The sequence below is a fragment of the Streptomyces roseifaciens genome (assembly GCF_001445655.1).
Taxonomy (GTDB): domain Bacteria; phylum Actinomycetota; class Actinomycetes; order Streptomycetales; family Streptomycetaceae; genus Streptomyces; species Streptomyces aureoversilis.
This window is the reverse complement of sequence record NZ_LNBE01000001.1, coordinates 29,286-46,826: the sequence shown is the minus strand read 5'-3', so window position 1 is coordinate 46,826 and position 17,541 is coordinate 29,286. Positions and strand designations below refer to the sequence as shown.

Annotated in this window: 17 protein-coding genes; 12 read left to right on the top strand and 5 right to left on the bottom strand. The window is 70.4% G+C overall.

Features of this window, described 5'->3' with window-relative positions; genetic code table 11:
• Positions 1 to 32: 32 nt before the first annotated feature.
• Genes AS857_RS00195 through AS857_RS00175 form a run of 5 tightly spaced genes read right to left on the bottom strand, consistent with a single transcriptional unit; the run spans position 33 to position 4,082 of the window.
• Positions 33 to 1,346: an NtaA/DmoA family FMN-dependent monooxygenase gene (locus tag AS857_RS00195; protein ID WP_058041023.1), complete on the bottom strand. Its 1,314-nt coding sequence runs from the start codon at positions 1,344 to 1,346 to the stop codon at positions 33 to 35.
• On the bottom strand, positions 1,336 to 2,175 hold the full coding sequence (locus tag AS857_RS00190; RefSeq protein WP_058041022.1) for a creatininase family protein: 840 nt from the start codon (positions 2,173 to 2,175) through the stop codon (positions 1,336 to 1,338). The genes AS857_RS00195 and AS857_RS00190 overlap by 11 nt, the downstream gene beginning before the upstream one ends.
• Complete coding sequence (locus AS857_RS00185; RefSeq protein ID WP_275477335.1) at positions 2,172 to 3,035, bottom strand: beta/alpha barrel domain-containing protein; 864 nt, start codon at positions 3,033 to 3,035, stop codon at positions 2,172 to 2,174. The genes AS857_RS00190 and AS857_RS00185 overlap by 4 nt, the downstream gene beginning before the upstream one ends.
• A 22-nt stretch (positions 3,036 to 3,057) precedes the next feature.
• On the bottom strand, positions 3,058 to 3,603 hold the full coding sequence (locus AS857_RS00180) for a TIR domain-containing protein (RefSeq protein ID WP_107105471.1): 546 nt from the start codon (positions 3,601 to 3,603) through the stop codon (positions 3,058 to 3,060).
• Positions 3,604 to 3,647: 44 nt separating this feature from the next.
• A complete protein-coding gene (locus AS857_RS00175; RefSeq protein WP_245699543.1) occupies positions 3,648 to 4,082 on the bottom strand; it encodes a flavin reductase family protein in 435 nt (144 codons plus the stop codon).
• Positions 4,083 to 4,555: 473 nt separating this feature from the next.
• Here AS857_RS00175 and AS857_RS00170 point away from each other — a divergent pair, with 473 nt between their 5' ends.
• From AS857_RS00170 to AS857_RS00115, 12 genes are all read left to right on the top strand, one after another.
• A complete protein-coding gene (locus tag AS857_RS00170; protein ID WP_144440664.1) occupies positions 4,556 to 6,208 on the top strand; it encodes a CTP synthase in 1,653 nt (550 codons plus the stop codon).
• A 257-nt stretch (positions 6,209 to 6,465) separates the two neighbouring features.
• A complete protein-coding gene (locus tag AS857_RS00165) occupies positions 6,466 to 7,227 on the top strand; it encodes a DeoR/GlpR family DNA-binding transcription regulator (RefSeq protein ID WP_058041019.1) in 762 nt (253 codons plus the stop codon).
• A 62-nt stretch (positions 7,228 to 7,289) separates the two neighbouring features.
• Positions 7,290 to 8,615 carry an ABC transporter substrate-binding protein gene (locus AS857_RS00160; protein ID WP_058041018.1) on the top strand — a complete coding sequence of 442 codons (1,326 nt, stop codon included), beginning with the start codon at positions 7,290 to 7,292 and terminating at the stop codon, positions 8,613 to 8,615.
• Positions 8,612 to 9,586, top strand: coding sequence for a carbohydrate ABC transporter permease (locus tag AS857_RS00155; protein ID WP_058041017.1), 975 nt, complete (start codon positions 8,612 to 8,614; stop codon positions 9,584 to 9,586). The genes AS857_RS00160 and AS857_RS00155 overlap by 4 nt, the downstream gene beginning before the upstream one ends.
• Entirely contained in the window at positions 9,583 to 10,440 is an 858-nt protein-coding gene (locus AS857_RS00150; RefSeq protein ID WP_058041016.1) for a carbohydrate ABC transporter permease, read from the top strand. The genes AS857_RS00155 and AS857_RS00150 overlap by 4 nt, the downstream gene beginning before the upstream one ends.
• A complete protein-coding gene (locus AS857_RS00145) occupies positions 10,437 to 11,426 on the top strand; it encodes a zinc-dependent alcohol dehydrogenase family protein (protein ID WP_058041015.1) in 990 nt (329 codons plus the stop codon). The genes AS857_RS00150 and AS857_RS00145 overlap by 4 nt, the downstream gene beginning before the upstream one ends.
• Positions 11,427 to 11,635: 209 nt before the next feature.
• Positions 11,636 to 11,863 (top strand): three-helix bundle dimerization domain-containing protein, encoded by a 228-nt coding sequence (locus AS857_RS00140; RefSeq protein ID WP_058041014.1) that lies wholly within the window; start codon positions 11,636 to 11,638, stop codon positions 11,861 to 11,863.
• Positions 11,864 to 12,101: 238 nt separating this feature from the next.
• Positions 12,102 to 13,028 carry a metal ABC transporter solute-binding protein, Zn/Mn family gene (locus AS857_RS00135; RefSeq protein WP_107105482.1) on the top strand — a complete coding sequence of 309 codons (927 nt, stop codon included), beginning with the start codon at positions 12,102 to 12,104 and terminating at the stop codon, positions 13,026 to 13,028.
• Complete coding sequence (locus tag AS857_RS00130) at positions 13,025 to 13,891, top strand: metal ABC transporter ATP-binding protein (RefSeq protein WP_058041012.1); 867 nt, start codon at positions 13,025 to 13,027, stop codon at positions 13,889 to 13,891. The genes AS857_RS00135 and AS857_RS00130 overlap by 4 nt, the downstream gene beginning before the upstream one ends.
• Before the next feature lie 38 nt (positions 13,892 to 13,929).
• Positions 13,930 to 14,793 (top strand): metal ABC transporter permease, encoded by an 864-nt coding sequence (locus AS857_RS00125; protein WP_058041011.1) that lies wholly within the window; start codon positions 13,930 to 13,932, stop codon positions 14,791 to 14,793.
• A 162-nt stretch (positions 14,794 to 14,955) separates the two neighbouring features.
• On the top strand, positions 14,956 to 15,267 hold the full coding sequence (locus AS857_RS00120) for a DUF1490 family protein (RefSeq protein WP_058041010.1): 312 nt from the start codon (positions 14,956 to 14,958) through the stop codon (positions 15,265 to 15,267).
• Positions 15,268 to 15,269: 2 nt separating this feature from the next.
• Positions 15,270 to 17,453, top strand: a complete 2,184-nt coding sequence (locus tag AS857_RS00115) for a heavy metal translocating P-type ATPase (RefSeq protein WP_058041009.1) — start codon at positions 15,270 to 15,272, stop codon at positions 17,451 to 17,453.
• Positions 17,454 to 17,541 lie beyond the last annotated feature (88 nt).

Here is a 17,541-nt window from a genome sequence, read left to right as displayed (position 1 = left end):
GGCTGCGGCGTGGCGGCGCCGCCCGGGGGTGGTCAGAATTCCCCGAGGTTCTCCTTCAGGGTGCGGCCGGTGGCATAGGCCGTACGGGTGAGGCCCAGGCGCTGGAGCGCGGGGACGAGTCCGTCGGTGACCTCCGCGACGTACCGGCGGTTCAAGCGCAGCAGTGGGGTGGTGATCATGAAACCGTCGCCGCCGACCTCCGCCATGACCTCGCCCATGCGCGTCGCCACCTGATCCGGCGTTCCGACCAGTTCCACCGACGACACCAGGCCGCCGGCGGAGTCGGCGACCAGCTCCCGCAGGGTCTTTCCGCTGCCCCATTGCTGGAATTGGTCGAGCGATCCTTGTTCGCCGTTGGTCTCCAGCCGGTGGGGCAGGGGCTTGTCGAGGTCGAACTGCGCGAAGTCGATCTCGGTGAGCGCCGAGGTCTGGGCGAGGATGTCGTGGATGAATTGCGGGGAGGACACCATGCGGGCCTGCTTGTCCCGGGCGTCCTGCTCGGTCTCGCCCAGGACCGGGGTGACGCAGAACAGCACTTTGACGCCGTCGGGGTCGCGGCCGAAATCCTCGGCGTGCCGACGTACGTCGGCACGGAACTCCCGCATGCCGTCGACACCGTTGGCGATGGCGATGACGGAGTCCGCGTTGCGTGCGGCGAAGACGCGCCCGCGGGGCGAGGCACCGGCCTGGATGAAGGCGGGGCGGTGCTGGGGCGAGGGCACGGTGTTGAGCGGTCCGCGCACGCTGAAGTGTTTGCCCTTGAAATGGATCGGCCGGACCTTGGTGTGATCGGCGTAGATGCCGTTCTCCCGGTCCAGGACGACCGCGTCCCGGTCCCAGGAGGCGAAGAGCTGCCGGACGACGTCCACGTATTCGTCCGCCATTTCGTAGCGGACGTTGCGCGGCGGCAGCTCGGTCATGCCGAAGTTCTGTGCCGCCAGGGTCTCGGCGCTGGTGACGATGTTCCAGCCGAAGCGCCCGCCCAGCATGCTGTCCATCGTCGAGGCGAGGCGCGCCGTCATGAACGGCGGGTAGGCCAGCGTGGACAGGGTGGCGACGATGCCCAGGTGGGAGGTGGCGAGCCCCATGGCCACGGCCAACGGGACCGGGTCGTGTTTGGGCACTGACATGGCCTGTCTCAGGGCTGCCTCCGATGATCCGCCGTAGCTCTCGGGAACCATCAGCTTGTCCTCGACGATGACGTAGTCGAAGCATGCGCGTTCCAGGGCCTGGGCGACCTCGGTGTGGAACTTCCCGTCCCAGGGCGCTCCTCCTGTGCCGAAGGGGCCCTGCCAGTCGTCGGGGGTGAAGTTGAAGATGAAGGCGAGATGGAACTTACGCGTCACGCGTCTTCCCTCCGCTCTCGGCGGCCGCCGCGCGCCGGTCCGGCCGGGTGCGGGCGAACAGCAGTCCGTCGCCGTCCCGGATCAGGCCGACGGCCTCCTCGGTCACATGCCGGAACAGCTTCTCCCCCAAGGCCGCGCTCGAGCCCGACGTGGGCGACAGGATGCCGTGGTTGGTGGTCCGTTCCGTGTCGATGGGGTGCAGGTACACACCGTTGCGGGGCGGGTGGTCGTGGTCGGGCCGGTCGTCCCTCACCAGGTCCGGGCGCAGGTAGAGCATCAGACTCGTCTCGGTCAGCCCGGCGTGCTCGGCGTGCCAGCCCGGGAAGGACGGGAACTCGGCGGTGAGCCAGGACTCCTGGACGACGCTCCACCAGCTGAAGGCGAAGATCTCCTTCCCCTCGGCCGCTCCGTCCTGCCGCAGCTGGTCCAGGGCCTCGAAGATGAACGGTTCGTTCTCGTAGTGCCCGTTGACCACGACCAGGCGGAGGAAGGGCAGCGTCAGCAGAGAGGCGAACGCGTCCCGCAGGAATCGGACGAGTGTGTCGCCCCGCACGTACAACGTGCCGGGGAAGGAGAGGCCACCACCGCTCTGCGGCAGCGAGCGGGCCGCGACCGGCTGGACGGGAAGGGTGAGTCCGCCCAGGTCCGCGGCGATCTGGCGGGCGAACTCCTCGGCCAGGATGGAGTCCACGGAGAGCGGCAGGTGCGGGCCGTGCTGCTCCGTGGCCCCGATCGGCCAGACCAGTGTGCGGTAGGAGGAGACGCTCTCCCTGACCTGAGGGCTGGTGAGTTCGTCGAACGCGGCCACCTGTGGCGGTTCGGGGCTCACGAGGTCTCCTCCAGGGCAGCGGCCGTGATCCCGGCGGACTCGGTGACGATGCGGTCCAGTGTCGCGTGCATGTCCGTGTGCAGAGCCGTGTAGACCTGTACGGCATTGGCACCGACGGCCAGGTAGTCGGCGACGTCGCGCCCCGACGCCACGCCTCCGCAGCCCAGGATCGGGAGATCGAAACCACGGGCCCGCAGTCGCCAGATCGCCGCCAGCACGAGCGGTTTGATGCCGGGGCCGGAGTAGCCGAAGGCGCCCCCCAGCTCCGGCTCACCCGTGGCCGGGGAGATCGCGGCTCCTGGGATCGTGTCGCTCACCGTGACGGCGTCGGCCCCGCCCGCCAACGCGGCGCGTGTCCGGTCCGCCAGCCCCTCACCGACGGCCAGCTTCACGGAGAAGGGCAGCGACGTACGGGAACGCGTGACGGAGGTGTAGGCGTGGACGCGGTCGGGAGTGTCCTCCTCGAGACCCGACTCCTCGTTCAGGCAGGAGATGCCGAGTTCGAGCGCCCGGCAACCGGTCGTCTGCACCTCCGCCGCGAGCGCGCCCAGTTCCTCGGGCGAGCCGGCGTGCAGGGAGGCGATGACCGGCAGATCGTCCTGTGCGAAGGAGCGAAGTGCCGCCAGCCAGCTGCCGACCGGTCGTTTCGAGTACGTGGTGCTGTTGAGCATGCCCGTGGGCAGCCGTACGAGCCGCTCGTCGAGGTCCGTGGGCGGGCTGGGATGGATGGTCTTGGTGACGACCGCGCCGGCTCCGGTCTCGAGAAGCCTGCGGATGTTGCGCTCCTGGTCGGTGAGCAGCCCGGACCCGACGATCACCGTGTTCCTGATCCTCATGCCCAGAACGTGAGCAGCGGACACATGGTCCTCCTGTCTGCGGTCTCTAGGCGGGGATCCCGGCCCCGACGGCTTCGCGTTGCTGCCGAGTGGCCTCGAGAACGGAGCCGATGAGAAGCCCGGGACTGCCGCTGAACTCGTCGAAGTCGATGGTGTGCACTGCACCGACCCGGTGCAGCCCCTTCAGGAGGTGGCTGGCCGAGTCGACGAAGGGCTGTGTCGTGATGAGGACGACCGGACGACCCATGGCCGTCGCCCAACCCAGTTCGACGTGGGTGCCGTCGGTGCGGCGCAGTGTCCGGTCGTCCAGCACGGGAAGAATCGGAACAAAGACATCGCACTTCTGCATCCAGCGGTAGTCACGTACCGAGACCTGGTCCGGTGTGAAGGACGCCGTCTTCGCACCGAACTGCTCCACGGCATGGGCGGAGAAGACATTCCCGCCGGATTCCCGGACGGTCCGGATCGCCGTGGAAATGGCGTCCTGGAGCTGCCCGACGAATCCGTTCGGAAGTATGGCGTGCTGGATCGGGCCGCCTATGAAGACATCGAGGCCGGTGAGCGGCCCGGGCTGGCCGTGCGTGGTGATCACTGTTTCTGCTCCTTGCTGATGGAATCTGTGCGAATGACAGCAGGTCATATATCCGGGCCGCCCGGATCTGCGGGCGGTTCGGCGATCCGGGTGTACTGTCCGCGGAAATACAGCAGAGGATGACTGCCGGGGATCGCGCCGAGCCGGCGTACGTCGCCCCGGACAATGGTGTGGTCCCCGCCGGGGTACTCCGACCGGAGACCGCATTCGATCCACGCGGCGACCCCGTGCAGCACCGGCAGGCCGCCTGCGGAACATGTCCATTCCACCCCCTCGAACCTACCGCCCCCGGCCCGGGCGAACCGGTCGCTGATCGGGGCCTGGTCCTCTGCCAGGACGTTGACGCAGAAGGAGCCGACCGACCTGATCGCCGGCCACGTCGTGGACGTCCGGCCGGGGCAGAGGAGCACTTGCGGCGGATTCAAGGAGAGCGCCGAAAAGGCCTGGCAGGTGAATCCGACCGGACCCGAGGGCGCCACCGCGGTGACTACGGTAATACCGGAACAGAAGAATCCGAGCGTGGCCCGGAAGGTCTCCGGTGTGCATTGACCGGGCAGTGTTGCGGTTCCTGACTCGCCTGGCAATGTGACCTCATCGAGCGCTGGGAGGAGTGTGATGTCGCGCAGAAGGAGGGTGACATCGTGCGCGGAAGCGGGTCAATCGATGGTTGTCGTTTTGGCCGGATCCAGGGCGGGACGCCGACCAAGTGGACGGTTTACACGGGATGCCCGAATGATTTCCAGGATTGCCCGTAGAAGCGTTGAGAGATGCCCGGAAGGACGTCCGGAGCGGAAATGACAAGCCTTGGCCCGCCCCACCTCCACGGACCCGGCGCGGAACCGCTTGCGCGCATATCGGCCATGCTTGTCACCGGCGGAGAGCGAAACCGGCTCGGTGCGGTATCAACCAGGAAACACCTCAACCGATCACGGGAGCCGATGCCATGTGCCGCATGGTGAAACAGATCTTCGTCACGGGGGGTGTCGCCTCCTCGCTCGGCAAGGGACTGACCGCCTCCAGCCTGGGCGCGCTGCTCAAGGCCCGGGGACTGCGGGTCACGATGCAGAAGCTCGACCCCTACCTCAACGTAGACCCGGGCACGATGAACCCCTTCCAGCACGGTGAGGTGTTCGTCACCAACGACGGTGCCGAGACCGACCTGGACATCGGTCACTACGAGCGTTTCCTGGACGTCGACCTCGACGGCAGCGCGAACGTCACCACCGGCCAGGTGTACTCCTCGGTGATCGCCAAGGAGCGGCGTGGTGAGTACCTGGGTGACACCGTGCAGGTCATCCCGCACATCACCAACGAGATCAAGCACCGTATCCGCCGGATGGCGACGGACGACGTCGATGTGGTGATCACCGAGGTCGGCGGGACGGTGGGTGACATCGAGTCGCTGCCGTTCCTGGAGACGGTCCGTCAGGTCCGTCACGAGGTCGGCCGGGACAACGTCTTCGTCGTCCACATCTCCCTCCTGCCCTACATCGGTCCGTCGGGTGAGCTGAAGACCAAGCCGACCCAGCACTCGGTGGCGGCGCTGCGCAACATCGGTATCCAGCCCGATGCGATCGTGCTGCGTGCCGACCGTGAGGTGCCCACGGCCATCAAGCGCAAGATCTCGCTGATGTGTGATGTCGACGAGGCTGCCGTGGTCGCGGCCATCGACGCCCCGTCGATCTACGACATCCCCAAGGTCCTGCACACCGAGGGCCTGGACGCCTATGTGGTGCGCAAGCTGGACCTGCCTTTCCGTGACGTGAACTGGACCCAGTGGGAGGACCTGCTGGACCGCGTCCACAACCCCTCCCACGAGGTCACGGTCGCGCTGGTCGGCAAGTACATCGACCTGCCCGACGCCTACCTGTCGGTGACCGAGGCCATCCGTGCGGGCGGCTTCGCCAACCGTGCCAAGGTCAAGGTCAAGTGGGTCGCCTCCGACGACTGCAAGACCCCGGCCGGCGCCGCCGCCGCGCTCGGTGACGTCGACGCCATCTGCGTCCCCGGCGGCTTCGGCGACCGCGGCGTGAACGGCAAGGTCGGCGCGATCACCTACGCCCGCGAGAACAAGGTGCCGCTGCTGGGCCTGTGCCTGGGCCTGCAGTGCGTGGTCATCGAGGCCGCCCGCAACCTGGCCGGCATCGAGGGCGCGAACTCCACCGAGTTCGACCCGGCCACCGCCAACCCGGTCATCTCCACGATGGCCGAGCAGCTGGACATCGTCGCCGGCGAGGGCGACATGGGCGGAACGATGCGCCTGGGCATGTACCCGGCCAAGCTCGCCGAGGGCTCCATCGTCCGCGAGGTCTACGACGACCAGCCCTACGTGGAGGAGCGCCACCGTCACCGCTACGAGGTGAACAACTCCTACCGCGCCGAACTGGAGAAGGCCGGCCTGGTCTTCTCGGGCACCTCCCCCGACAACAAGCTCGTCGAATACGTCGAGTACCCCCGCGAGGTCCACCCCTACCTCGTCGCCACCCAGGCCCACCCCGAGCTGCGCTCCCGCCCGACCCGCCCCCACCCGCTCTTCGCCGGCCTGATCAAGGCAGCCACGGCTTGCAGCGGCCGACCCGGCCCGATGCCGATGCTCGCACTGTGAGCCGGCGGGCCCGGGACGAAAGCGGAACGAGAGGAACAGTCACGAAACGGCTGCTCCCGAGGAGGATCCGGGCGTGCCCGGCGGCGTGTCCGGGGCGCCGCTGCAGCCCGGCACCGACGGGCCCCTTCCGGCAACGGGCACCTTCGGGCACGAACGGCGCCGCGCCGGTCTTGGCCAAGTGGCCGAGGCACTTGTAAAACACACGAGGAAGCCCGAACGGGCATCGTGGCACCACCACAGACGAACGGGGGCGTGCCATGGACGCGGAGGAACGCCGCAGGGGGGTCCTGGAACTGGCGCGCCGGACCGGATCGGTGGACGTCGGCAAGCTCGCCGCCGACTTCGGTGTGGCGAGGGAGACGATCCGCCGGGACCTGAGCATCATGGAGGCGCACGGGCTGGTGCGGCGCACGCACGGCGGAGCGTATCCCGTCGAGAGCGCCGGCTACGAGACCACCCTGGCCTTCCGCACCACCCGGCACGTGCCGGAGAAGCATCGCATCGCGACAGCCGCCGGGGACCTGGTGGGCGACGCGGAAACGATCTTCGTCGACGAGGGCTTCACGCCCCAGCTCATCGCTCAGGCACTGCCCCGCGTCCGCCCCCTCACCGTGATCACGGCGTCCCTCGCAACGGCGACCTCGCTGGCGAACATCGATCCGATCACCGTGCTGCTGCTCGGCGGCCGAGTGCGCGGCGGCACCTTGGCGACCGTCGGGCACTGGACCACGCACATGCTGTCCGGGTTCGTGATCGATCTCGCGTTCATCGGCGCCAACGGCATCTCCCGCGAACACGGACTGACCACGCCCGATCCCGTGGTCAGCGAGGTGAAGGCGCAAGCCGTCCGGGTGTCGCGGCGCCGCGTGTTCGCCGGTGTGCACACCAAATTCGGGGCCGGCAGCTTCTGCCGGTTCGCGGAGGTGTCCGACTTTGAAACGATCATCACGGACACGGCTCTGCCCCTGCCGGAGGCTCATCGCTACTCCCTCATGGGCCCCCAGGTCATCAGGGTCTGAAGGGCCCCAGGACACCAGGAGCTGCCTTGGCGCACAGGACCGTACGCCGCGTTCGCACGGCGATGGCATCGGCAGTGGCAGCCGGACTGCTCGCGGGATGCGCCGGCGCGGGCGGCGCCGCCTCCTCGCCCCGCGGCGGCGCCGTCGACGTCCTCATGGTCAACAACCCGCAGATGGTCGAGCTCCGCAAGCTCACCGCGGCGCACTTCACGAAGGACACCGGTATCGAGGTGAACTTCACGACGCTGCCCGAGAACGACGTCCGGGACAAGGCCGGGCAGGACTTCGCCAATCAAGCCGGCCAGTACGACGTGGCGACCATCAGCAACTTCGAGGTCCCGTTCTACGCCCGGAACGGCTGGCTGCGCCCCCTGGACCCGTACGCGGCCGAGGACAGCACCTTCGACCGGGCCGACCTCCTCGATCCCGTGCGCCGGTCGCTGACCGCCGACGACGGCAGGCTCTACGGGGTGCCGTTCTACGGTGAGTCGTCCTTCCTGATGTACCGCAAGGACGTCTTCGCGGAGAAGGGCCTGACCATGCCCGCTCACCCCACCTGGCACCAGGTCGCGGACCTGGCCGCGGCCGTGGACGGCGCGCGAAAGGGCATGCGGGGCATCTGCCTGCGGGGCCAACCCGGCTGGGGAGAGGTCATCGCGCCGCTCACCACCGTCGTGAACACCTTCGGCGGCACGTGGTTCACCAAGGACTGGCAGGCGCGGCTGACCGCGCCGGAGTTCGTGAGGGCGACCGAGTTCTACGTCCGTCTGGTGCGCGAGCACGGCGAGAAGGGCGCCGCCCAGTCCGGTTACGCCGAGTGCCTCAACGGTGTCGTCCAGGGCCGGGCCGCCATGTGGTACGACGCCACGGCCGCCGCCGGGCCGCTCGAGGCCGCCGGGTCCCCGGTGAAGGGCAGGATCGGCTACGCGCCCGCCCCCGTGGAGCGGACCGCCTCCTCCGGCTGGCTCTACACCTGGGCGTGGGGCCTGCAGAAGGCGTCCCGGAATCCGGACAAGGCATGGAAGTTCATCTCCTGGGCGTCCGGCAAGGAATACGAAGCGCTCGTCGGCAGGGAGGCCGGCTGGGCCGGCGTCCCTGCCGGCAAGCGCGCCTCGACGTACGAGAGCCGGCCGTACCGCCAGGCCGCTGCAGCCTTCTGGGACGTCACGCGCGCCTCGATCGCCGCCACCGACCCATGGCGTCCGGGAACCCAGCCGAGGCCCGCCCCGGGCATCCAGTTCGTCGGGATCCCGGAGTTCTCGGACCTGGGCACCAAGGTGTCACGGGAGATCAGTGCCGCGATCGCCGGTCGGCAATCCGTCGCGACGTCCCTGCGGAAGTCGCAGAAGATGGCGGAGCGGATCGGCGAGAGGTACCGAAGCCGATGACCGCCCCCGTCACGGCAGGCGCCGCGGCCCGCACAGGCAACCCACCGCGTGGCGCCGCGCGTCGGCGCCGGAAGCGCGGGACGAGTTCCTGGGCCGTCCGTGCCCCGCTGCTGCCCGCCCTGGTGTTCGTGATCGCTGTCACTCAACTGCCCTTCGTGGCGACCCTCGTGCTGTCCCTCTTCGACTGGAACGCGTTCCACCCGGGTGGCCGGCGCTTCATCGGCCTCGACAACTACGCCGCGGTGCTCGGCGACACCGCGGTACGCGACGCGGTCGTCACCACCACGGTCCTCACGGCCTCCGTGGTCGCCGCCGCCCTGGTCCTGGGACTGGCATTGGCGCTGCTGCTCGACCGCCGCTTCCCCGGCAGGGCGCTGGTGCGCACCATGCTGATCACCCCGTTCCTCCTGGTGCCCGTCGCAGCGGCGCTGCTCTGGAAGCACCTGCTCCTCAACCCGGAGTACGGCCTGCTCAACGGTGCGCTCACCTGGGCGGCCCGGCTCGTCGGCGACGGTGACGCGCCACAGCCGGACTGGATCTCCACCGCCCCGCTGATCGCGGTGGGCACCGCGCTGGTGTGGCAGTGGACCCCGTTCATGATGCTGATCGTGCTGGCCGGGCTGCGCAGCAGGTCACCGGAGAGCATGGAGGCCGCCAGGATGGACGGCGCGAGCGAGGCGCAGATCTTCCGCTATCTGACGCTGCCTCACCTGCGTCGGTATCTCGAACTGGGCGCGCTGCTGGGCTCCGTCCACATCGTCCAGAACTTCGACGCCGTGTTCACGATCACCTCGGGGAGCCTGGGCACCGCCAACCTCCCGTACACCGTCTACCAGATCTTCTACCAGGCCCACGAGTACGGGCAGGCGTCCGCGGCCGGAGTGCTCGTCGTCCTCGGCTCCCTCGTCATCGCCGCCGTGGCGCTGCGCGTCGTCTCGTCGCTGCTCCGGGGGGAGGCGTCCCGCGGATGACCGCCGTCACCACCGCTCCCGTGCGCCGCCACGGCCGGCACGGGCGGGTGTTCCTGGGGCTGCTGGCCTGGCTGGCCGGCATCGTCTTCTTCCTGCCCGTGGCCTGGATGTTCCTCACGTCACTGCACTCCGAGGCCGACGCGGCCGTCAATCCGCCCGCGGTGGCCGCATCGCTCGGCTTGGACGGCTACCGCGCGTTCTTCGGCTCCGGCGGAGGAGCGAGCCCCTGGCCATCTCTGATCAACTCCACTACGGTCGCCGTGACATCGACGACGTGGGTGCTGCTCCTGGCCTTGCCGGCCGCATACGCGCTGTCCGTCCGCCCTGTGCGTGGCTGGCGGGACACGCTCTTCTTCTTCCTCTCCACGAAGATGCTGCCGGTCGTGGCCGGCCTGCTGCCGGTGTATCTGTTCGCCAGGAACACCGGCCTGCTCGACAACGTCTGGCTGATGGCCGTCCTCCACACCTCCATGAACCTGCCGATCGCCGTATGGATGACGCAGTCCTTCCTTGCGGACGTCCCCGTCTCCATCGTCGAGGCCGCCCGCGTCGACGGAGCCCGGCTCCCCACGATCCTCGCCCGCGTCCTCGTCCCCGTCCTCGCTCCCGGCATCGCCGCGACCGCGCTGATCTGCTGCATCCTCAGCTGGAACGAGCTGCTCCTCGCCCAGGTACTCACATCGGTGACCGCGCAGACCGCCCCCGTGTTCCTGACAGGATTCATCACCGGCGAGGGCTTGTTCCTCGCCCAGCTCTGCGCCGCCTCGGTCGTCGTCTCGCTGCCGGTGCTGGCCGCCGGCCTCGCCGCCCAGGACAAGCTCGTCCAGGGCCTCTCCTTAGGAGCCGTGAAATGAGGGCCGTCCTCATCGAAGCCCCCGGCCGGATCCGTCTCACCACGCTGAGCGACCCGACCCCCGGTCCCCGCGACGTCGTGATCGGCGTCGCCGCGTGCGGCCTGTGCGGCACCGACCTGCACATCCTCCAAGGCGAGTGCGGTGCACTGCTGCCCATCGTGCCCGGGCACGAGTTCGCCGGGGAGATCGTCGCCACCGGCACGCGCGTCACCGGGCTCGCCGTCGGCGATCGCGTGGCCGTCGACCCGTCGCTCTACTGCCAGGAATGTCGCTACTGTCGCCTCGGCCGAGGCAATCTCTGCGACCGCCGGGGCGCTCTCGGCGTCACCGTCCCGGGCGGTGCCGCGGAGTACGCCGTCGCCCCGGCGGCCAACTGCGCTCGGCTGCCCGAGCACGTCGACACGCGGGACGCACCGCTGATCGAGCCGCTCTCCTGCGCGGTGCGCGGCTACGACGTGCTCGGCAGCCGCCTCGGAGCCGAGGTCCTCATCTACGGTGCGGGCACGATGGGCCTGATGATGCTGGAGCTGGCCAAACGCACCGGCGCCGCCTCCGTGGACATCGTGGAGATCAACCCCGCCCGGCTCGCCACCGCAGGATCCCTGGGCTGCACCCGTGCCGCGCGCTCGGCGGAGGAACTGGACCAGCCCCGGGGCTGGGACGTGGTCATCGACGCCACCGGCGACGCGGCCGCCATCCAGGACGGCCTGCGACGGATCGCCAAGGCCGGCACGTTCCTGCAGTTCGGTGTCAGCGCTGCCACGACCACCGCGGTCATCGAGCCGCACCGCGTCTACAGCCACGAGATCACCATCACCGGCTCGATGGCGGTCCTCCACAGCTACGAACGCGCGGCCGGCCTCTTCGCCGCCGGCGTCCTCGATCCGGCAGTGTTCATCACTCACCGCCTGCCGCTCGAACACTATCCGGAAGCCATCGAGCGATTCGCCTCGGGCGAAGGCCAGAAGATCGTGGTCGTGCCCTGACTTCGCGCGAGCCGTCGGCTGGACGGCGTGCGATCAGCCCGTCGAGCGAGGCCGGAACGGCCGGCCCTTGCACCGTTCGCTGTTCTTCGGATCCAATTTGCCCTCTCGTTGTGGTCCCGGCCCGACGGGCACGGGACCATGGGGATATGACCACGGCCCACAGTGCCGACACACCGTCCGGAAGCCCGGCGGATCCCGGAGCACCGGTCATGAACGGACAGACCGCGAGCGGCCCGGACACCAGCCGCCAGGAGCACGAGCGCCGCGAAATAGCCGCCCTCACCGAGCGACTGACAAGCCGCTACGGCACCCTCCCGGCCTCGGTCGTCGAGGCGGCCGTCCGTACGGCCGAGGACAGCATGCGCGACGCCCGCATCCGGGACTACGTCCTGATCTTCATCGAACGGCGGGCCCGGGCCGCCCTCGATCAGCGGTGAAGAACAGCATCTGACCGACACCGCCCACGACGTCGCCCCCGGCGACGCGAACCGGACGATCACAGGGCGGCCTGCGCGTCGTCCTTCGATGCCCGGGCCGCGCTACGTAAAATTGGATCCCATTACCAACTCCGTCGCCACGGTCCCGGAGCCCTCCGCTGGAAGGCACGCGGCTACGCGGGGACAATGAGGTGATAACCGTTCCGGTTTCCTCTGTTCCCGGAGGACGCGTATGCGGATGCGGGCCCCTGCACCGGTCCTCCTCGCCGTGCTGTGCACGGCGGCGGCCTCCGGCTGCGGCGGTGGAGCGGGGTCCGGGCCCGCCACCGGTACGGGCAGCGCCGCCCCGGCGTCCGCCGTACGGGTGGTGGCGTCCACGAACGTGTACGGGGACATCGTGCGGCAGGTCGGGGGCGACAAGGCCGACGTCGTCTCGCTCATCGACGACCCCGCCCAGGACCCGCACTCCTACGAAGCCGGCGCCCGGAACCAGCTGGCGCTGTCCAGAGCGCGCGTCGTCGTCGAGAACGGCGGCGGTTACGACGATTTCGTCGGCAGGATGCTCCGTACCGCGAAGAACGCGTCGGCCGAGGTCATCAACGCAGTACAGGTCTCGGGGAAGACGGCCCCGGCGGGCGGCGAGCTCAACGAGCACGTCTGGTACGACCTCACCACGGCCGGCCGGCTCGCCGACCGCATCGCCGACGCCCTCGCGAAGGCCTCCCCCGGCGACGGCGACCTCTTCCGGCGGAACGCCAGGGCCTTCAACGACAAGCTGGCCCCTCTGCGCGCCGCGGAGGCCCGTATCAAGGCGGAGCACCCTGGCGCCGCCGTGGCGGTCACCGAGCCGGTGCCGCTCTACCTGACCGAGGCGTGCGGGCTGCGGAACAGCACACCGGCGGAATTCAGCGAGGCCGTCGAGGAGGGCAGCGAGGTCTCCCCGAGCGCCATGCGGCAGATGCTCGGGCTCCTCACCGGAAAGCGCGTGGAGGCCCTGGTCGTCAACGAGCAGACGGCCGGGCCGCCGACGGAGAAGGCCGAGCGGACCGCGCGGGACAACGGCATCCCGGTGGTCCCGGTGACCGAGACCCTGCCCCGCGGCCAGGACTACACCGGCTGGATGCGGGCCAACGTGGACGCGCTCGGGAAGGCCCTGGACTCGTGACGAGCCGCGACCGATCCCCCGCGCCGGTGGTCAGCCTGCGCGGCGCCGAGCTGGCCTACGGCCCGAAACTGCTGTGGCGCGGCCTGACCTTCGACATGCGGCCCGGGGAGTTCCTCGCGGTGCTGGGACCGAACGGCTCCGGCAAGACCAGCCTGCTGAGGGTCCTCCTGGGCCGGCAGCCCCTCACCGCAGGATCGGTGATCGTGCTGGGCGGGCCCCCGCACAACGGCAGCAGGCGCATCGGCTACGTGCCGCAGCACAAGACCCTGCCCGCCGTCACGGCGCTGCGGGCGCGTGACCTGGTGCGGCTCGGCCTGGACGGCCACCGCTGGGGCCCCCGGCCCGCCTCCGCCGCCACCCGCAGCCGGGTGAACGAGCTGCTGGAGGTGGTCGGGGCGACGGCGTACGCGGACGTGCCGCTCGGCCGTCTCTCCGGCGGTGAGCTGCAGTGCGTGCGGATCGCCCAGGCCCTTGCCACCGACCCGCGGATCCTGCTCTGCGACGAGCCGCTGCTCTCCCTGGACCTGCACCACCAGCGCTCGGTCACCGCGCTGGTGGACCGGCGGCGCCGCTCCGCCGGCACCGCGGTGGTGTTCGTGACGCACGAGATCAACCCGGTGCTGAGCATGGTGGACCGGGTCCTGTACCTGGCCCGGGGAGGATTCCGCATCGGCCCGCCGGACGAGGTGATGACCTCGGCGACCCTGTCCCGGCTGTACGGCACCCGCGTCGACGTGGTGCGGGTGCGGGACCGGATCGTCGTCGCCGGAGCCCCGGACGACAGCACCGTGCACAACCATGCGGGCGGCACGGACAACACCAGGCCGGACGGCAGCGGGCCGGGCAATGGTGCGCCGCCGTGACCGGCTGCGCCCGTCCCGGAGGCTGCGCGGTCGGCCGTGTGCTCGCCGACGGCGAGCAGGACACCGGCATCCTGGGTCAGATCTTCGGCTTCGACCACTACGGCGAGCTGCTCGCACTCGCCCAGGATGCGCTGCTCGCCGGAGCTCTGCTCGGGCTGGTCGGCGGCCTGGCCGGGGTCTTCGTCGTCATGCGGGACCTGCCGTTCGCCGTGCACGGCATCAGTGAACTGTCCTTCGCGGGAGCGTCGGCCGCGCTGTTCCTGGGGATGAATATCGTGGCCGGGTCCATCGTCGGCTCGCTCCTGGCCGCGGGAACCATCGGCGCCCTGGGGGTCCGGGCGCGCGACCGCAATGCGGTGATCGGCATCATCATGCCCTTCGGTCTCGGCCTCGGCGTGCTGTTCCTGTCGCTCTACAAAGGCCGTGCGGCGAACAAGTTCGGCGTCCTGACCGGCCAGATCGTCGCCGTCGCCACCCCGCAGACGGCGTGGCTCGTCGGCACGTCCGCCGTGGTGCTCGTCGTTCTCGCGATCATGTGGAGGCCGCTGACGTTCGCCAGCGCCGATCCGGAGGTGGCCGCGGCCCGGGGCGTGCCGGTGCGGGCCCTGTCCCTCGCGTTCATGCTCGTCCTCGGCCTCGCCGTGGCTCTGTGCGTACAGATCGTCGGAGCGCTGCTGGTCCTTTCGCTCCTCGTGACCCCGGCGGCCGCCGCCGCGCGCGTCACGGCGTCGCCCGTGGTGCTGCCGCTGCTCAGCGTCACTTTCGCGCTGGTGTCGATGGAGGGCGGTCTCCTGCTCGCCCTCGGCAGCACGCTGCCGGTCAGCCCGTACGTCACGACGATCTCCTTCGCGATCTACCTCGGCTGCCGTCTCGCGGGCGCGCGCCGGACCGCCGTGGCCTGACGCGCCACGGAGCCGGAGCGGCTGCCGCCGACGCCAAGGCCTCGTACGCCTCGTGTGCCTCCTACACCTTGTACGCCTCGTATGCCTCGGCCATCGATCAGGCGCACACTGGACACGAGACTCCGAACAGCCCTGTCCCGGCAGGTACGGAAGGAGCGCTCCATGCACCCCGTCGCTCTCGCCGGCGCCGCAGCCGGCCGTCTCGCGCACTACGCCATCTCCGGGGTGGTGGGCGGACTGATCATCCAAGGAGCCTCCAAACGTCTCCCGGAGGCGAAGCCCGCCGCCAGGAAGGCGCTCGTGGGCGGCATCGCCGGCGGCATCGTGGCCGGCCGGTGGCTCGCCTCCGCCGCCGAGGAAGCGCGGCTGAAGGCCGGGGACATGCTCGCCGAGGCCCGCACGACGCTGGGCGAGGAGGCATCACCCCCGTCCGCGGTCGGCACCGAGGACCACGACCACGGACACGAGCACTGATCATGTCCGGCGTGGTCGTACGCTCCGTGGCAGCAGGCCGTGCCCGGCTGGACGTGCCGTGGCTGCGGGCCCGCCCCGGCAGCGCCGGCCAGGTGGACGAGCGGCTGGCGGGCGTACCCGGCTTCCGTGCCCTGCGGGTCTTCCCGCGCACCGGGAGCGTCGTCATCTGGGTGGCGCAGGACGACCTGGACGTCCCACGGCTCGTCGCGGCGCTGGAGGAGGCACCACCCGCTTCGGCGCCGGTCAAGGCCACCCGCTCCCTGCCCGACTCCTCCACCGGTGAGGTCGCCCGGCTGGTCGTCGGCGGCGCGGTGCTCGCGCTCATCGCGCTGCGCCGCCTGCTGCGCCGGCCGCGCCTGTCCTTCGGCTCCTCCGGGTTCGCCGCCACCGTCACGATCTTCACCGGGCTGCCCTTCTTCCGCGGCGCCCTGCGCTCGCTCCGGGGCCGCAGCTCCCCCGGCACCGACACCCTGGTCACCGCGGCGACGCTCATCTCGCTCGTCCTGCGCGAGAACGTCGTCGCCCTCACGGTGCTGTGGCTGCTCAACATCGGCGAGTTCCTCCAGACCCTGACCCTGCGCCGCACGCGACGCGCCATCGAGGAGCTGCTCACCATCGGCGAGGAACGCGTCTGGCTCGTGCGGGACGGCGTCGAGGCCGAGGTGGCGCTCGCGGACGTCGAGCCGGAGGACGAGGTCGCCGTGTACGAGCACCACCGCATACCCGTGGACGGGCACGCCGTCGCCGGGGAAGCGCTCGTGGACCAGGCGGCCGTCACCGGCGAGGCCCTGCCCGTCTACGCCCGCGCCGGCTCCCACGTCTACGCCGGAACGATCCTCACCTCCGGTTCGCTCACCGTCCGCGCGGCCTCGGTCGGGCGGGACACCACCGTGGGGCGGATCATCACCCGGGTCGAGGAGGCCCAGACGGACCGGGCGCCGATCCAGACCGTGGCCGCCCGCTTCACCCGGCGGTTCGTCCCCGTCTCCTTCGCCCTGGCCACGCTCACCTACGCCGTCACCCGGGACGCGCGCCGCGCGATGACCATGCTGCTCATCGCCTGCCCGTGCGCGGCCGGCCTGGCCACCCCGACCGCCATCAGCGCCGCCATCGGCAACGGGGCCCGCCGCGGCACCCTCATCAAGGGCGGCACCCACCTCGAGGGCGTCGGGCGGGTCACGGCCGTCGTCTTCGACAAGACCGGCACCCTCACCTTCGGGCGGCCGCTGGTCACCAGCGTGGTGACCCTCAGCGACAGGTTCACCGCCGACGAGGTCCTGAGCCTGGCCGCCTCCGGCGAACTGCACGCCCTGCACCCCCTGGCCCAGGCCATCGTGGCCCGCACCGAGGAGGAGCGGCTCCACATCCCCATCCACCAGGCGTGCGAGGTCGTCCTCGGCATGGGCATGCGCGCCGAACTCGACGGCACACGCCTGCTGGTGGGCAGCCCCGCGCTCCTGCGCCGGCACGGCGTGGAGCTCACCGAGAACGCCCGGGGCTGGACCGAGCGCCTGCGCAGCGGCGGCGAGACCGTCATCTGCCTGGCCCGCGACCAGGACCTCATCGGCATGCTCGGCGTGTCGGACGCCGTACGGGACGGCGCCGAGACCGTCGTCCGGCAGCTGCGGGACCTCGGCGTCTCGCGGCTGGTCCTGCTGACCGGCGACGCGCCCGAGACCGCCCAGGTCGTCGCCGACGCCCTCGGCATCACCGAAGTGCACGCCCACGCCCTCCCCGAGGGCAAACTCCAGTTGATCCGCGACCTCCGGGCCGAGGGGCACACGGTCGCGATGGTCGGCGACGGGACGAACGACGCCCCCGCCCTGGCCCTGGCCGACGTCGGCATCGCCATGGGCGAGCACTCCTCCCACGTGGCGCTGGAGACCGCCGACATCGCCCTGGCCGGCAACGACCTGCGTCAGGTGGCCGCCGTCGTCGAACTCAGCCGCCACACCCTGCGCGTCGTCCGCCAGAACTACGGACTCGCCATCGGAGTCAACCTGATCGGACTCCTCGCGGGCGCCGGCGGAACGATGAGCCCGGTCCTGGCGGCCCTGCTCCACAACACCAGCAGCATCGCGGTCGTCGGAAACTCCGCCCGACTGGTCAACCACGCCCCCCACTTGCCCCCGGTCACCGCCCACGAGCGCCGGGCAGCACCGTTCGAGGGCCACCGGGTGCAGTGACGCTCACGCGTCAGCGTCACGCCCACGAAGGACCGGCCGGTACCTGGCCGACCGGCCTCATGTCGGTCGATCAGGACGGGCCTCCTGA

Excerpts from the sequence above, each read along its gene's own strand:
- AS857_RS00140 (WP_058041014.1), top strand. The coding sequence starts at position 11,636 with ATGAACGGACAGACCGCGAGCGGCCCGGACACCAGCCGCCAGGAGCAC.
- AS857_RS00165 (WP_058041019.1), top strand. The coding sequence starts at position 6,466 with ATGGACGCGGAGGAACGCCGCAGGGGGGTCCTGGAACTGGCGCGCCGG.
- AS857_RS00115 (WP_058041009.1), top strand. The coding sequence starts at position 15,270 with ATGTCCGGCGTGGTCGTACGCTCCGTGGCAGCAGGCCGTGCCCGGCTG.
- AS857_RS00145 (WP_058041015.1), top strand. The coding sequence starts at position 10,437 with ATGAGGGCCGTCCTCATCGAAGCCCCCGGCCGGATCCGTCTCACCACG.
- AS857_RS00160 (WP_058041018.1), top strand. The coding sequence starts at position 7,290 with ATGGCATCGGCAGTGGCAGCCGGACTGCTCGCGGGATGCGCCGGCGCG.
- AS857_RS00135 (WP_107105482.1), top strand. The coding sequence starts at position 12,102 with ATGCGGGCCCCTGCACCGGTCCTCCTCGCCGTGCTGTGCACGGCGGCG.
- AS857_RS00150 (WP_058041016.1), top strand. The coding sequence starts at position 9,583 with ATGACCGCCGTCACCACCGCTCCCGTGCGCCGCCACGGCCGGCACGGG.
- AS857_RS00155 (WP_058041017.1), top strand. The coding sequence starts at position 8,612 with ATGACCGCCCCCGTCACGGCAGGCGCCGCGGCCCGCACAGGCAACCCA.
- AS857_RS00170 (WP_144440664.1), top strand. The coding sequence starts at position 4,556 with ATGGTGAAACAGATCTTCGTCACGGGGGGTGTCGCCTCCTCGCTCGGC.
- AS857_RS00120 (WP_058041010.1), top strand. The coding sequence starts at position 14,956 with ATGCACCCCGTCGCTCTCGCCGGCGCCGCAGCCGGCCGTCTCGCGCAC.